The sequence below is a fragment of the Mucilaginibacter sp. genome, from assembly GCF_025359345.1.
GTDB lineage: Bacteria > Bacteroidota > Bacteroidia > Sphingobacteriales > Sphingobacteriaceae > Mucilaginibacter.
The window spans coordinates 37,060-52,067 of sequence record NZ_JANYGQ010000038.1; the positions used below are offsets into that span (position 1 = coordinate 37,060).

At 46.7% G+C, this 15,008-nt stretch carries 11 protein-coding genes; 8 read left to right on the forward strand and 3 right to left on the reverse strand.

Annotated features, from left to right (window positions below):
* The first annotated feature begins 32 nt into the window (after nucleotides 1–32).
* The gene (locus tag Q0R52_RS28040; protein WP_295801659.1) at nucleotides 33–2,693 is read left to right on the forward strand and encodes a cation-transporting P-type ATPase; all 2,661 of its coding nucleotides are present in this window, start codon (nucleotides 33–35) and stop codon (nucleotides 2,691–2,693) included.
* Here Q0R52_RS28040 and Q0R52_RS28045 read toward each other — a convergent pair.
* From Q0R52_RS28045 to Q0R52_RS28055, 3 genes are read right to left on the reverse strand one after another with little or no spacing between them, the layout of a single operon-like run.
* Nucleotides 2,690–3,760 (reverse strand): AI-2E family transporter, encoded by a 1,071-nt coding sequence (locus Q0R52_RS28045; protein WP_295801661.1) that lies wholly within the window; start codon nucleotides 3,758–3,760, stop codon nucleotides 2,690–2,692. The genes Q0R52_RS28040 and Q0R52_RS28045 overlap by 4 nt on opposite strands.
* Nucleotides 3,761–3,772: 12 nt before the next feature.
* On the reverse strand, nucleotides 3,773–4,372 hold the full coding sequence (locus Q0R52_RS28050) for a CDP-alcohol phosphatidyltransferase family protein (RefSeq protein ID WP_295801664.1): 600 nt from the start codon (nucleotides 4,370–4,372) through the stop codon (nucleotides 3,773–3,775).
* An 8-nt stretch (nucleotides 4,373–4,380) separates the two neighbouring features.
* Nucleotides 4,381–4,866, reverse strand: a complete 486-nt coding sequence (locus tag Q0R52_RS28055; RefSeq protein WP_295801666.1) for a hypothetical protein — start codon at nucleotides 4,864–4,866, stop codon at nucleotides 4,381–4,383.
* A gap of 127 nt (nucleotides 4,867–4,993) precedes the next feature.
* Here Q0R52_RS28055 and Q0R52_RS28060 point away from each other — a divergent pair, with 127 nt between their 5' ends.
* The 7 genes from Q0R52_RS28060 (at nucleotide 4,994) to Q0R52_RS28090 (ending at nucleotide 14,896) form a co-directional block, all read left to right on the forward strand.
* On the forward strand, nucleotides 4,994–5,875 hold the full coding sequence (locus tag Q0R52_RS28060; RefSeq protein WP_295801668.1) for a universal stress protein: 882 nt from the start codon (nucleotides 4,994–4,996) through the stop codon (nucleotides 5,873–5,875).
* 21 nt (nucleotides 5,876–5,896) lie between these two features.
* Complete coding sequence (locus tag Q0R52_RS28065; RefSeq protein WP_295801670.1) at nucleotides 5,897–8,404, forward strand: cation-translocating P-type ATPase; 2,508 nt, start codon at nucleotides 5,897–5,899, stop codon at nucleotides 8,402–8,404.
* Complete coding sequence (locus Q0R52_RS28070; RefSeq protein WP_295801672.1) at nucleotides 8,401–8,862, forward strand: hypothetical protein; 462 nt, start codon at nucleotides 8,401–8,403, stop codon at nucleotides 8,860–8,862. The genes Q0R52_RS28065 and Q0R52_RS28070 overlap by 4 nt, the downstream gene beginning before the upstream one ends.
* 11 nt (nucleotides 8,863–8,873) lie before the next feature.
* Entirely contained in the window at nucleotides 8,874–9,119 is a 246-nt protein-coding gene (locus Q0R52_RS28075) for a hypothetical protein (protein WP_295801674.1), read from the forward strand.
* 35 nt (nucleotides 9,120–9,154) lie between these two features.
* Complete coding sequence (locus tag Q0R52_RS28080) at nucleotides 9,155–10,231, forward strand: glycosidase (RefSeq protein ID WP_295801676.1); 1,077 nt, start codon at nucleotides 9,155–9,157, stop codon at nucleotides 10,229–10,231.
* A gap of 130 nt (nucleotides 10,232–10,361) precedes the next feature.
* Entirely contained in the window at nucleotides 10,362–10,748 is a 387-nt protein-coding gene (locus tag Q0R52_RS28085) for a hypothetical protein (protein WP_295801678.1), read from the forward strand.
* Nucleotides 10,749–10,843: 95 nt separating this feature from the next.
* Nucleotides 10,844–14,896 (forward strand): CusA/CzcA family heavy metal efflux RND transporter, encoded by a 4,053-nt coding sequence (locus Q0R52_RS28090; protein ID WP_295801679.1) that lies wholly within the window; start codon nucleotides 10,844–10,846, stop codon nucleotides 14,894–14,896.
* The last annotated feature ends 112 nt before the right edge of the window (nucleotides 14,897–15,008 follow it).

A 15,008-nucleotide genomic window follows, 5' to 3' on the forward strand; every position in this document is an offset into this window, starting at 1 on the left:
CCCCGGTAAACAAACCCCACATTCTTACGATAATGAAATACCCTTTAGCACACCCTTTTTCATTATCTGTAGCGGAGGTGATCACGCTGACCCAAACCGACGGCCATAAAGGAATTTCCGAACACGAGGCTGCGAAGCGCAGTAAAGCCTATGGCGTGAATTCCTACAAAACGAAAAAGCAAAAAAGCCTTTGGCTGATCCTGCAGGCCCAGTTCACGAGCCCCATTGTTTACCTGCTGGTTTTTGGCGCAGCCGTTTCACTTTATTTTAAAGATATTTTGGAGACGACAGCTATTTTGGCTGTTATCGTGATCAATGCGCTGATCGGTTTCTTCATGGAAATACAGGCCCGCAGTTCGATGAACGCGCTCAAAAAAATGGATGTGATCCTGGCTAAAGTGATCCGCGACGGCGAAACGAAATCAATCCCATCTGAAGCGTTGGTGCCTGGCGACCTGGTTCCGCTGGAAGCCGGGGATATTATCCCGGCAGACGGCCGTTTAATAACTGTTAACCGTTTACAATGTGATGAGTCCTCACTTACCGGCGAATCCCTTCCGTCGGATAAGATGACCGGGGCGCTGCATACAGATACCGTTATTGGTGACCAGCAGAATATGGTTTTTAAAGGCACATCCGTAATTAACGGGAACGGAGAAATGGTGATCACGGGCATTGCGGCAAATACGCAGTTGGGCACCATCACCGCGCTGGTTGAAAGCTCGGAGGATACGATCACCCCGCTGGATAAAAAGCTGAACCGGCTAAGCCGCAAACTGATCTGGATCACCCTGGCCATGACCGCTATTTTTGCGGTGACCGGATTTATACAGGGCAAGGCGCTCCTAACCATCATAGAAACCTCGATCGCCCTGGCCGTGGCCGCTATTCCCGAGGGTTTGCCGATCGTTGCCACAGTAGCTTTATCCTATGGCATGTTGCTCATGGCCAGGCGCAATGCGATTGTGAAGAAGTTATCGGCCGTGGAGACGCTGGGCAGCACCGGGGTGATCCTGACGGACAAAACCGGCACCCTGACCGAAAACAAGATATATGCCGACACTTTCGCGTTCCCGGAGGAAACTGTAAAGGTCCATATCGAAAATAATCTCCTGAAATTTCCGCATGGAGCGATCAAAGTAAGCGCCGGAAACTTCGAGAAACTATTATTAACCGGTATTTTATGTAATAATGCAGACGAAATTACCGGAGATCCGGTGGAAGTTGCCTTAATACAAATAGCCATAGCGGCAGGCTTAGACAGGGCGAAATTATTTAAACAATACGAACGTGTTGCAGAGGTGCCCTTTAGTTCGGAGATCATGATGATGGGTACCCTGCACCAAATGTCTGCGGGATATTTTGCTGCAGCCAAAGGCTCGGTAGAACAATTGCTGGAAAAATGCAGCCAGGTACAATCGGGCACACTCATTAAAACCCTCAACAGCGAATCCCGTAATGCGATACTTTTAACATCGGAGAAAATGGCAGCCAGCGGGCTGCGCGTGCTGGCTTTTGCTTACCGGTCAGATAACCAGTTTGACGCCCACAATTATTTGAGCGACCTGGTTTATATCGGGATGGCCGGTTTTCTTGACCCGCCCCGCACGGATATTAAAGGCGCTATCCTGAGTTGCAGGAATGCGGGTATTAAAGTAGTGATGATCACCGGCGACCATCCGCAAACTGCGTTGAACATTGCCCGGAAGGTAGGCCTGATCGATGAGGACGATAAAGCGGTAATCGCCGGGAAAGAACTGCCGATGGCCGAACTATTAACCAAAGAATGGCGGCAACGGATCCTGGCAACCGCCGTTTTTGCCAGGGCCTCTCCTAAACAAAAACTGGAAATTGCTGATGTTTTTCAGGAGGCGGGATTTATCGTGGCCATGACCGGCGATGGCGTAAACGATGCCCCAGCCTTAAAAAAAGCGGACGTGGGCATTGCTATGGGCATCAGGGGAACCCAGGTAGCCAAAGAAACAGCGAGTATCATCCTGAAAGATGATTCTTTTACTTCGATCGCCCAGGCGGTGGCGCATGGCCGGGAGATCTTTCAGAATATTCAAAAGTTTGTGGTGTACCTGGTATCGTGTAACCTGAGCGAGATATTCATAGTGACTATTTTAGGCATAATTACACCGGCTGCTACCTTATTACCACTGCAGATCCTGTTCCTGAATATGGTGACCGATATCTTTCCGGCGTTGGCGCTGGGTTTAGGTACGGGAGACAGGACGGTGATGTCGCGGCCGCCAAGAGACCCAAAAAAGAATATCATTACCAACCCAAAATGGCTGGCTATCGCCTTATATTCTGCTGCCATTACCTCGGCGGTGATCCTGGCGGTTTTTTATTGCAAAGAAGTGCTGCATAGGGATGACCGTACCTGTAATAATGTCGCGTTTATCACCCTTACCTTCGCCCAGTTATTTCATGTATTCAACATGTCTTCGGATAGCTCAGGATTTGTAAGCAATGAAATTACCAGGAACAAATGGGTATGGATCGCCATTTTGATCTGTAGCGGTCTCACGCTGATGGTCTTTGCGGTGCCCGGCCTGCGTTTAGTTTTAGGGCTATCCGTACTTTCTTTTAAACTGTGGGTAGCTGCTTTAACCGTTAGCCTGTTGCCATTGGTTGTTTTCCAGGCCTTCAGGGCAGTCCAGAAAATCAATGGCCCAAAGAGTTAAACCTGCATCTGGCTTTTTACCGGCCGTTCATCACCCAGCAACACCCCCCATTGCTTATAATTTTCGCTGCGGTCGAATACGATTTTTAAAATAGACAGCACCGGCATCGCCAGAAACATGCCCGAAAGCCCCGCCATGACCCCACCAATGATAATACCCACAATAGAAACAAGCGGATTGATCTTGACCTGCGAACCCACGATACGCGGCATTAAAATGTTATTGTCCAGGAATTGTACCACCGTTATGGCTCCCAATACGATCAGCACATCTGCAATGCTAGCCGATGAAGCAAGGGTTAATAACACACCTAAAATATTGCCGATCAATGCCCCGAGGTATGGGATCAGGTTCAGAAAAGCAAAGATGATCCCGATCAGTAAGGCATTCTGTATACCGAAAACCCACAATGCGCCGCCCAAAAGGATAATGATGTACGTGATCTGTATCAGCAGCCCAACAAGGTAGCTTTTAACCATTTTTTCAGTCTGCCGTACGGCTTCCTCCACATTTTGGTACTCCTCTTTTTTAAACCACATCAGCAGGAACTTTAAAAAAAGGTTCCTGTACAGGATGATCAGGTAAATGTAAATCGGCAATAGTCCCATAAAGATGATGATGCCCGACAAAGATCCCGCCGCGCCGCTCAATACACCGCCCAGCGAGCTGAATAATTTTTTGCTTTGCATATTAATGAATTTCACTTGTTCGGCGGGGGAGTAGCCAAATGACCGGCTGATCCAGATACTCAGATCATCCAGGTGTTTGGCTACCGTGCGTTGGATCTGCGGAAAATCATCCAGCAAGGCGCCCACCTGGCTTGTGAACAGCCAAATGATCAGCGCCACAACGATCGTTAACAATAAGATCGGTAAAAAAACAGCGATCACTTCAGGCACTTTTAATTTCCTAAAAAAGCGAAATACAGGCAAAAGCATGAGGCTGAAAAAAAATGCCATTAACAGCGGCATAATGATCGTATTCCCGGCCACTATGATGGTTCCTAAAACGAACAGGCCTACGAGTTCTATGGCCCGTTTTACGGTCACCGGCATTTCTTTTACCATGGGGTACAGTTTTTACGCTTTTTGCAGTGTGCGCTTTTTTATTACCCAATATAACCCTTTTATATCAGTTTCCCATCTGGGGATAATAAGGACGAGCGCGATTTCCTCCAATAAGTCGAGGATGGTCAGGGCTGACACCCCATAAAACAGCACATAAACCGGTTCGGGCAGCCAATAGAAAAGAACCAGGAATATGCCCTGGAAAATAGCAACAAATTTGGCCAGGTAGGTATGAAAACTACTGATCTTACGATAACGAATCAGCGCAAAACAGATCTGGGTTATAAAAAGCAATACTTGTACCGCTACCAGCGCCAATTCTTTCCTTAGAAATTCCGGGTTCACCAAAGTTATACCGAAGATCGCCACCGCTATGGTCAGGTCGTCTGAAACAGAATCCAGTATCGACCCGAAGACGCTGGTCACTTTATACTTGCGCGCGAGGTAGCCGTCGATCGCATCGGTAAGGAAACTTACCACTAACAACCATTTAAAAACGGCAAGATGGTCATTGAATAATAATATCAAAAGTACCGTAGCTGCTAATAACCTGTAAAAGGTGATCGCATTTACCATATAATAGCTGGGTTTATGCATGAGGTAGATCAGCATGGTTGCAGTCAATCATTATCCTTACTATTTCCATCTTTCACCGGGGAAGCCGTGTTCGTTCCAATTTCTGTATGCCTGATCTGTCCGCCTAAATAACCGGTCCTTGCGATCAGCCCGAAGCCGATTAATGATGCTGTAAGCGCAAGCAATGCGAACGGCCTGACCAGGGAAGTACTTTTTAGTGTGACAAAAAGCCCGGTCACAGCGATCACGCCTATAGCAATTAAGCCGATCAACGATGTTAAGGCAGACTCTGCATGTTCTTCGATAACATTTTTAGATATGCCCTGTAAATGTTCGACCGTTTCTTCGGCGCCTTCACCTGTTGCATAAGCTATACCGGCTCCTATAGCAGATATGATCAAAAGGTTATAGGCGGCAATCAAAGTAGCATTGCTTTTTCTCCATATCCCATGGATCAAAACAAATGCACCCAGCGCAGCGCCGATGATCGGCAGGTGGGTGATTAGCAGGTGGATGTGTGTCTGGTTCATGACTTTTTTATCGAAGATCAGTATTTAATCGTAGTATTTAAGTAATTGCCGTCAAGCGCATTAATGATTTTCGTCATTTATTTTTTGCGGGAAAACAGCCAATTTTATAATGTTAAAAAAACCGGATATGAAGACGATCCTGATGCTTACTGACTTTTCGAAAAATGCGGACCACGCGGCGAGAACGGTCGCTAAAATTGTCCCGGACTTAAAAGCAGATATTTTGCTCTACAACACTTATTATGACCACCCGATACTCCCGACCTACGCCGGAGGGCCTTGGGTGGTAGAAGAGTTGGTATTTCAGAAGGATGAAAGTACAGCGCGGCTCAGCCAACTCGCCATTCAACTGAGGCATATCATAATGGGTATATCAAAAGAAGGGTTTAAACCTAAAACCGGTTATCAATGCGGAGAAGGCTCATTGGGCAAAAACACAGCGGCGATCATTCAGGAAAATAAGGTCGGGCTCGTAGTGATTGGTAGCAGTACGGATAGTTCAATAGACCATTTGCTCTTTGGCAGCGACACGATGGATGTGATCGATCATGCTTCCTGCCCGGTATTGATCATCCCCCCAAAAGCTGAAATGAATGAGCTGAAAAAAGTGACGCTCGCTACCGCTTTTGAATTAACTGACATCAATGCGATCAAATACCTGGCTGGCTTAGGTAAACAATTAAACTTTAAGCTGGAGATTGTTCATGTTTCGATTTTAGACGAAAAGGACGACCCGATAAAAGAAAATGCTATCCTTACTCATATTCATGGGATCAAACAAGATAATATCTCGTACCGTGAGATCAGGGGAAAGGACGTCGTTAAAAGATTAAACAGGTTATGTAAGGACAACGGCTCGGATATGCTGGCGCTGGTTCATCACCAGGGTGGTTTCTTTTCCGGACTATTCAACAGGTCAACAACGCCGGCTGCTTTGGGCAATCAGCATATTCCTTTAATGGTTATCCCCTCCGAAATGAATAATCACCTATGGCCTGCAAGGGCGTAACAATATCAATCGATAAAATAGATGTCAGCAAATAATTTTGACGTAAAGGGATTAAGCGGCGTGGAGGTAATGGCGGCCAGGGCAAAGCATGGAGCAAACAGCCTGTCGTTTAAAAAGGAAAACGGACTTGTTGATGCCCTGAAAGGATTGGCAAAAGAACCGATGGTGATCTTACTCCTGGTTACCTCGTGTATCTACTTTATTAGTGGAAAGGCCGGCGATGGCATTTTTCTGGCTTCAGCAATTGTGCTGGTTGCAGGCATTTCTTTATACCAGGACTCCCGCAGCCGGAACGCGCTCGAAAAATTGAAGGACTTTTCGCAACCAAAATGTAAGGTGATCAGGGACGGAGAAGTTTTAGAAATAAAAAGCGAAGAGCTGGTGGTTGGCGACAGCCTGATGGTAGAAGAAGGAACTTCGATAACCGCAGACGGGATTATCGTACATTCCAATGATTTTTCGGTTAACGAAAGTATCCTCACCGGTGAGTCCCTGGCGGTATATAAAGACAAGGCGGCTGATGACAATTTAATTTTTCACGGAACGACCGTAGCAGGCGGCCTTGCTATCGCCACCATAACCGCTATAGGCAATCAAACCCGGTTGGGGAAAATTGGCAAAAGCCTGGAATCTATTGTAGAAGAGAAAACTCCGCTGGAATTGCAGATCAACAATTTTGTAAAGAAGATGGTGATCGTTGGGGTAATCGTGTTCCTGATCGTGTGGGGTATTAATTATCTCCATTCGGCTAATGTTTTGGACAGCCTCATTAAAGCGCTTACCCTGGCTATGAGCATTTTGCCCGAAGAGATCCCGGTTGCCTTTACCACCTTTATGGCACTGGGTGCCTGGCGGCTGATGAAAATGGGCATCGTGGTCAAGCAAATGAAAACAGTGGAGACCCTGGGCAGCGCGTCGGTGATATGCACGGATAAGACCGGTACATTAACCGAGAATAAGATGAGCCTGGCGAAAGTATACACCCTGCAGGAGAATCGAATCGCTGACGCAACGGGAAAGAAACTGGACGGTACTGAGCAAGAGCTGATAGCACTGGCCATGTGGGCCAGCGAGCCGATCCCTTTCGATCCCATGGAAATTGCGCTGCACGATGCCTATTCGAAAGCAGGCCGCGCTGATGAGCGTCCAGGTTATAAAATGATCCACGAATACCCGCTGGGCGGTAAGCCGCCTATGATGACCCACCTGTTTGAAAATGCAAAGGGACATCGGATCATCGCCGCTAAAGGCGCACCCGAAGCGCTAATCAGCATCAGCCATTTAAACAGCACCGAAAGGAAACAGATAGCGGGAGCAATTGAGGTACTTGCCTCAGAGGGTTACCGGATATTGGCGGTGGGCGAAGCTATTTTTCCGGGAAGCGACTTCCCGACTACCCAGCAGGAATTTCATTTTGTATTTAAAGGGCTGGTCGCCTTTTATGACCCTCCGAAGAAGAACATCAACGCAGTGTTGCAGGGGTTTTACCAGGCTGGTATTGCGGTTAAGATCATTACCGGCGATAATGCGGAAACCACCGGCGCTATTGCCCGGCAAATTGCTTTTCAGGGAGCTGATCAATGCATTAACGGAGATGCGCTGATGAAACTTTCTGACAAAGAGCTTAAAGCGAAAGTGGAAACAGTGAATATTTTCACCCGTATGTTCCCGGATGCCAAGCTAAAGATCATCAATGCGCTAAAAGCCAAAAATGAGATAGTGGCCATGACGGGCGACGGCGTAAACGACGGGCCTGCCTTAAAAGCCGCGCACATTGGTATCGCCATGGGTAAAAAAGGCACGGAAATTGCCAAGCAGGCAGCTTCATTGATCTTGCTGGAAGATGACCTTTCAAAAATGGTCGATGCGGTGGCGATGGGCCGGCGTATCTACACCAACCTGAAGAAAGCGATACAATACATCATTTCGATCCACATCCCCATCGTATTGACCGTGTTCATCCCGCTGGCGCTGGGCTGGATATATCCAAATATCTTTTCACCGGTGCATATTATTTTCCTGGAACTGATCATGGGGCCGACCTGTTCGATCATTTATGAGAACGAGCCCATGGAAAAGAATACGATGCTGCAAAAACCACGTCCGTTCAGTACCACTTTCTTTAACTGGAAGGAATTAACGACCAGTATTGTACAGGGGCTCGTGATCACTTTAGGAACGCTGGCAACCTACCAATATGCCGTAAGGATGGGAGCGGATGAACAATTGACCCGTACCATGGTGTTTACCTGCCTGATAGCGGCTAACATCGTACTCACCCTGGTTAACCGGTCATTTTACTATTCATTGTTTACCACCATCAGGTATAAAAATAATTTGGTGTTAATCATTATTGGGGTCACCCTGCTTATTTCAGCTTCATTGATCTATCTTAAACCGTTAGCCGGCTTCTTTGGCTTCGAACCGCTTAATATCTGTCAGCTGGCGATAAGTATGGCTATCGGCTTTATCTCGGTCATGTGGTTTGAGTTGTATAAATGGCGGACACGCAAAAGTACAGGGTCATGAAAAATCAGACCTATCGAAATATACTGCTGGCGCTTTTAGCGTTCCTTGGCCTGGGCGCCTTAGCGGGTGGCTTTGTGCTGATGATTTCTCCTGATGGTGGATTGATGGGCATGCCGCTATCGGTCTTAAAACCATCGCCTTTTACCAGTTTCTTGATCCCGGGAGCCGTATTATTCGCCGTGCTGGGTATCGGTCCTTTGCTGATGATAGGCGCGCTGATCAAAAAACCTGCCTGTATGCCCGCAGAATTGATCAACTGTTTTAAAGATATGCATTGGTCGTGGACATTCACCATCTATACGGCGTTTGCCTTAATGATTTGGATACAGCTCGAAATGGTGTTTATCCAGGCTGTCCATTGGTTACATACCTGCTATGTTTTTCTTGCGATCATCATGGTCTTTGTCGCGCTGTTGCCGCAGGTGCGACATTTATATCAAAAAAAGCCGGTCTTCTAAAACGGATAAGTATGAAATTTTTAAGGTTTAATTTCTGCCATCCGGTTAAAGTGAACGCGCACCTGATACCACTTACCGGAACCGGCACAAAGTGCCGGCACATGGCTGTTGCCAGTGACGAATCGAATCTTGTAGAGATCCCGATCGATCAATGCGACGACGGGAACTGGAGAATTGAACTGGAATGGGAATATGGTAACGAATCGTTCCATCATAAAAAAGAGTTCGAGGTCAAACGGAATAACTTACTGTATTAAAATGAATATATACTATACGAGGGTCAACAACATGAATGGACGGATTTAACCTGCAGCGTATCGGGATCATTATGAGGCCGGAACCGGGAAATGAAATGGAGGTCGAAGGCGTATTAAATCCGGCTGCGATACGAGGGCCTACCGGCGACCTGTATTTGTTTCCCCGGCTGGTCGGAAAAGGAAATTATTCCCGTATAGGAATAGCGAAAGTAATATTCGACGAAAAGGGTGACCCAGTTGCGGTTAAACGGCTGGGTATCGTATTAGAACCCGAGGCTGAATACGAAAAAAGGCATGAGGGCGGCGGCTGCGAAGATCCGAGGATCACTTTCTTTGAGCCGATCGGGCAATATATCATGACTTATACAGCTTTTTCGTCAAAGGGGCCGCGCATTGCACTTGCAATTTCAAAGGACCTGCCGCAGTGGGAACGCCTGGGCCTGGCCGATTTTGCCGACTATAAACTAATCACTTTTAATGACGTTTATAACAAGGATGCCTGCATCTTTCCCAAATCTATGACGAGCCCCCATGGTGATACTTCCATGGTCATGCTGCATCGCCCGTTATTTCCGGGTACCACGCCGGAGGACATCATGTGTGACCCGGAAGACCGCAGGATCAGGGACCACCATGAATGTATCTGGATATCCTATAGCGATCTCATGTTAAACGGAAGCAGGGCCGAACACTTACAGGAGTTTGAATCTAATAGTCCGCTGGCGCTTCCGGAAGCGGCCTGGGAAAAGATCAAGATCGGTGCGGGAACACCGCCTGTATTGTGCAAGCATGGCTGGTTGTTGGTTTATCACGGCGTTCATCAAACACTGCCTGTCGGGGACGAGCCGCATCATTTGATCTATTCGGCGGGGATCATCATATTAGATGTCAATAAGCCCGATAAGATTTTGTACCGTTCGCGCTTTCCTATACTGGCGCCGATGCTTACAGAGGAAAAGATTGGAATAGTTCAAAGCGTTGTATTCCCGACCGGTATTGACCGGCGCGATGATTTGGGTGCACCAAACAGATTTGATATTTATTATGGAATGGCCGATAATTACATAGGGGTAGCGCGATTGGATATTCCTGATGAAATACGCACCGGTTAGTGCTTAGAAAAGCAGCCGACTTCAACGCCTAAAATGCTCAGATTTAAAACAGAATTAAATGATTAGCGATTGACAATCAGCTGGTTTTTAAATTAAAGCGATCAATAATTATTACTAACTTTGTAAAAATTTGAAAAAGTTCACCGCCATATTGCTTTTAACAGTTTACCTGTTTTCAACAACTGAACTCCACCAGTTATTGAAGTTGCCAGTGGTTTTTGAACACTTTGCTGAACATCAGCAAAAAAATAAAAACATCTCCTTTCTTCAGTTCCTGGATATGCACTATATGCATGGAAGCCCAAAAGATAAAGATTACGGTGACGATATGAAGCTGCCGTTCAAAACAGCAGACAATTGCGTGTCGATGGCCTCCCCTGTCGTTATCCCGTGCTTATTAAATGTTTTTGAAAGTCACATTGTGAATATCCCGGTAAAGGAAATGCATATACCAAAGGATGAGTTGATCCCATCCTCTTACTTATCCCGTGTCTGGCAGCCGCCAAAATCCTGTTAATTAGTCTTCCTTTCAATTTTTGTTTATAGTGCTTAGCGTGACTATTTCTGCTATGCGGTACTTTTTGAATTACTAATTTTTCAAGATCATATTTTATGTTAAATCATATTATCGCTTTTTCCGTGAGGAATAAGCTGATCATCGGGCTTTTTATCATCGCCCTGATCGGCTACGGCAGCTATCAGTTTACCAAGCTGCCCATTGATGCCGTACCCGATATTACCAACAACCAGGTACAAGTCATCACGATTGCCCCATCATTCGGGGCTACCGATATCGAACGTTTAGTTACTTATCCAATAGAGCAGGCCAACAGCAATATTTCGGGCCTTAAAGAGATCCGCAGCTTTTCAAGGTTCGGCCTTTCACTGGTGACCATTGTTTTTGACGATGCCACAGATGTTTACTGGGCAAGGCAGCAGGTTGCCGAACGTTTGCAAAAAGTGCAAAGCCAGATCCCGGCCGGCATCGGCACGCCGGAGCTTGGCCCGGTAAGCACCGGACTGGGCGAGATATATCAATATGTGGTTCGCCCTAAAAAGGGCTATGCCGGTAAATATAACGAAACCGACCTGCGTACCATACAGGACTGGATTGTTCGCCGCCAGTTACTGGGGGTTAAAGGTGTAGCAGAAGTGAGCAGCTTTGGTGGGAAACTTAAACAGTATTCCATTGAAGTTGATCCTAATAAACTGCTTTCACATAATATTACGATAACCGATGTTTTTAAGGCACTGGAAAATAACAACCAGAATACCGGCGGTGCCTATATTGAAAAAGGCCCGACCGTACTCTATATCCGCAGCCAGGGACTGATCGGGAGTATGGATGATATCAACAACACGGTAATTAAAAACACAACCGATGGATCTCCGCTTTTTATCAAAGATGTGGCTGATGTTAAAATAGGCTATGCCACCCGCTATGGGGCGATGTGCTATAACGACGAAGGCGAAGTCGCCGGCGCCGTTGTCATGATGCTCAAGGGTGCCAACAGCAGTGAGGTGATCAAAAACGTGAAGGAACGTATTGTACAAATTCAGAAAACCATGCCCGAAGGCGTGGTGATTGAACCATTCCTCGACCGGACCAAAATGGTGAACAACGCTATCGGAACGGTAGAGCGTAACCTGCTGGAAGGCGCGCTGATCGTGGTATTTGTACTGGTGTTATTCCTCGGGAATTTCAGGGCAGGTTTGCTGGTTGCCTCTGTGATCCCGCTGGCAATGCTGTTCGCCATTATTATGATGAACCTTTTTGGCGTAAGCGGTAACCTGATGAGCCTGGGCGCGCTTGACTTCGGTTTGATCGTAGATGGAGCGGTTATCATTGTGGAAGCCGTGATGCACACACTTAGCCACAGTAAGCATTTTACCAAAGTTGGTGTATTAGGTCAGGAGGATATGGACAAAGAGGTGAACAGCTCTGCCAGCAAAATGATGAACAGCGCGGTGTTCGGCCAGATCATCATCCTTGTGGTGTATCTGCCAATCTTCACTTTGCAGGGCATTGAAGGTAAGATGTTTAAGCCAATGGCGCAGACCGTTGCCTTTGCGCTGCTGGGTGCTTTTATTTTATCACTTACCTATATCCCTATGATGAGTGCCGTCTTCCTGAGCAAGAAGATCAAGCACAAACCCAACTTTTCAGACCGGCTGATGGCTAAGGTAGAAAGGGCCTACCAGAAGGCGCTTAACCGTATCATTGCATTTCCGAAAATGGTATTGCTAGCCGTTGCAGGCTTGTTTATCTTTTCGGCTTATCTGTTAACCACACTGGGCGGCGAGTTTATTCCCGCGCTGGAAGAAGGTGATTTTGCCGTTGATACACGCGTACTAACCGGCAGCAGCCTGAACACCACCATCACCAATACACAAAAAGCCGCCCGCATCTTAAAGACACAGTTCCCTGAAGTAGAAAAGGTGGTGACGAAAATAGGCAGCGGCGAAGTGCCGACCGATCCGATGCCCATGGATGCCAGCGATATGATGGTGATCCTAAAACCCAAGGACGAATGGACATCGGCCAAAACCTTTAACGAGCTGTCTGAAAAAATGGGTAAAGCCTTACAGGCTGTTCCGGGTGTTACCGCGGGCTTCCAGTTCCCGGTTCAGATGCGCTTCAACGAATTGATGACCGGCGCGCGCCAGGATGTGGTTTGTAAAATATTCGGCGAAGACCTGGATACCCTTGCAGCTTACGCGAATAAGCTGGGTAAGATCATCAGCACCGTTGACGGCGCGAAAAACCTGTATGTGGAGGCCGTTGCCGGTATGCCGCAGATCATCATTAATTATAACCGCAATGCCATTGCGCAGTACAACCTCAATATCACCGATATCAATAAAGTGGTGAATACGGCCCTTGCCGGCCAAAGTACCGGCACCCTGTTTGAAGGCGAAAAGCGCTTTGAGGTAGTGGTCAGGATAAGCGGCGGGCAGAAAAAAGACCTGAAGGATATCCAGAACTTACTGATACCGACCCCGCAGGGCACGCAAATCCCTTTGTACCAGCTCGCTGATGTCCAGATAAAGGATGGCCCTAACCAAATCCAGCGTGAGGATGCAAAACGCCGTATCGTAGTTGGCTTTAATGTGCGCGGCAGGGATGTACAGACTATAGTAAATGAACTACAGACCAAAGTTGATAAACAGCTCAAATTCCCTACGGGATACTATCTCACCTATGGCGGCGCATTTGAAAACCTGAATGTGGCAAAACAGCGTTTATTGATCGCGGTTCCCGTTTCACTGCTGCTCATCTTTCTATTGTTGTATTTCGCATTCAACTCGATCAAGCACGGATTATTGATTTACTCTGCAATTCCCTTATCAGCTATCGGGGGCATCCTGTTTCTGGCTTTGCGCGGTATGCCCTTCAGCATCAGCGCCGGCGTAGGCTTCATCGCATTATTCGGGGTTGCGGTGCTCAACGGCATCGTATTGATATCTGAGTTTAATCAACTAAAAAAAGAAGGCATGAAAGATTTGAAACGCATCGTGTTAATGGGTACTAAGGTAAGGCTGAGGCCGGTACTGATGACCGCATTTGTAGCCTCACTGGGGTTCTTCCCTATGGCCATCAGCAACGGCGCAGGTGCCGAAGTGCAAAGGCCGCTGGCCACCGTAGTGATAGGCGGCCTGCTGATCGCAACTTTTCTTACTTTGTTTATATTACCCGTTTTGTACATCATGTTTGAAAAAGGGTTCAAAACTGTACTCGGCAAAAAAACCACCACGTTGCTGATTATTGTCCTGCTGACTGTAATAAGCCAGACATCAAATGCGCAAACACCAATTACACTTAAAGCTGCTATTGATACCGCTTTGAAAAACAATTTGCAGGTTAAGCATGAGCAGTTAAAAGCAAAATATCAGCAAATGCTGATAGGCACTTCGGCTAATATTTCGCAGGCCACCCTGTTTGGCGAGACTGGGCAGCTCAACAGCAGCTATACGGACACTAAGTTTGGTATATCACAGTCTTTTAACTTTCCCACCGTCTACAGCAGGCAAAAGGAACTTTTAAAAGCCGATTGGAAAAACGGTGTATTGAGCGTTGCTGTCAATGAGGCGCTGTTAAAAAAGCAGGTCAGCCAGGTGTACTATACCCTGGTTTATATGGAACAGAAAAAGTTGTTGCTACAGCATACCGATAGCCTGTACCTGGGGTTTTATAAAAAAGCGGAGTTACGGCTGGCTAAAGGAGAAACCAATATACTAGAGAAAACCAGTGCCGAAACCTTACTAGGGCAGGCACGAATGCAATTGAACCAGTTGAAAGAAGATGAAGCCATATTGCAATTGCAATTCCAGTTGCTGCTGAATTCCACTAATCTATTCACAATAACGCTTGCCAGCCATAAATTAAGTCTTTCTGCTGCCGAAGACAGCCTGAATTTAAAGGAACACCCGGCGGTAAAATTAATAGCGCAGCAACAACAAATTGCGGATGCCGCAATCCGCGTGGAAAAAAGCAGGCTTTTGCCTGATCTGTCCATCGGATATAATAATACCAGTATCAAGGGTATCGGGGCTGATAATAAGCTGTATAATGGCTCAAACCGGTTTAATTCGGTGCAGGTGGGAATTGGTATCCCCATTTTCGCAGGCGCACAAAAAGCCAGGATCAACAAAGTGGCTAAATGAAGACGGCAGCATTAAGGAAGAGCATAAATACATTGAAGAACCAAAGCCGGAAGAAATAGAGATATAAAAAAAAAGTCCGTTGCTACTAACAACGGACTCTAAAATAATTTTA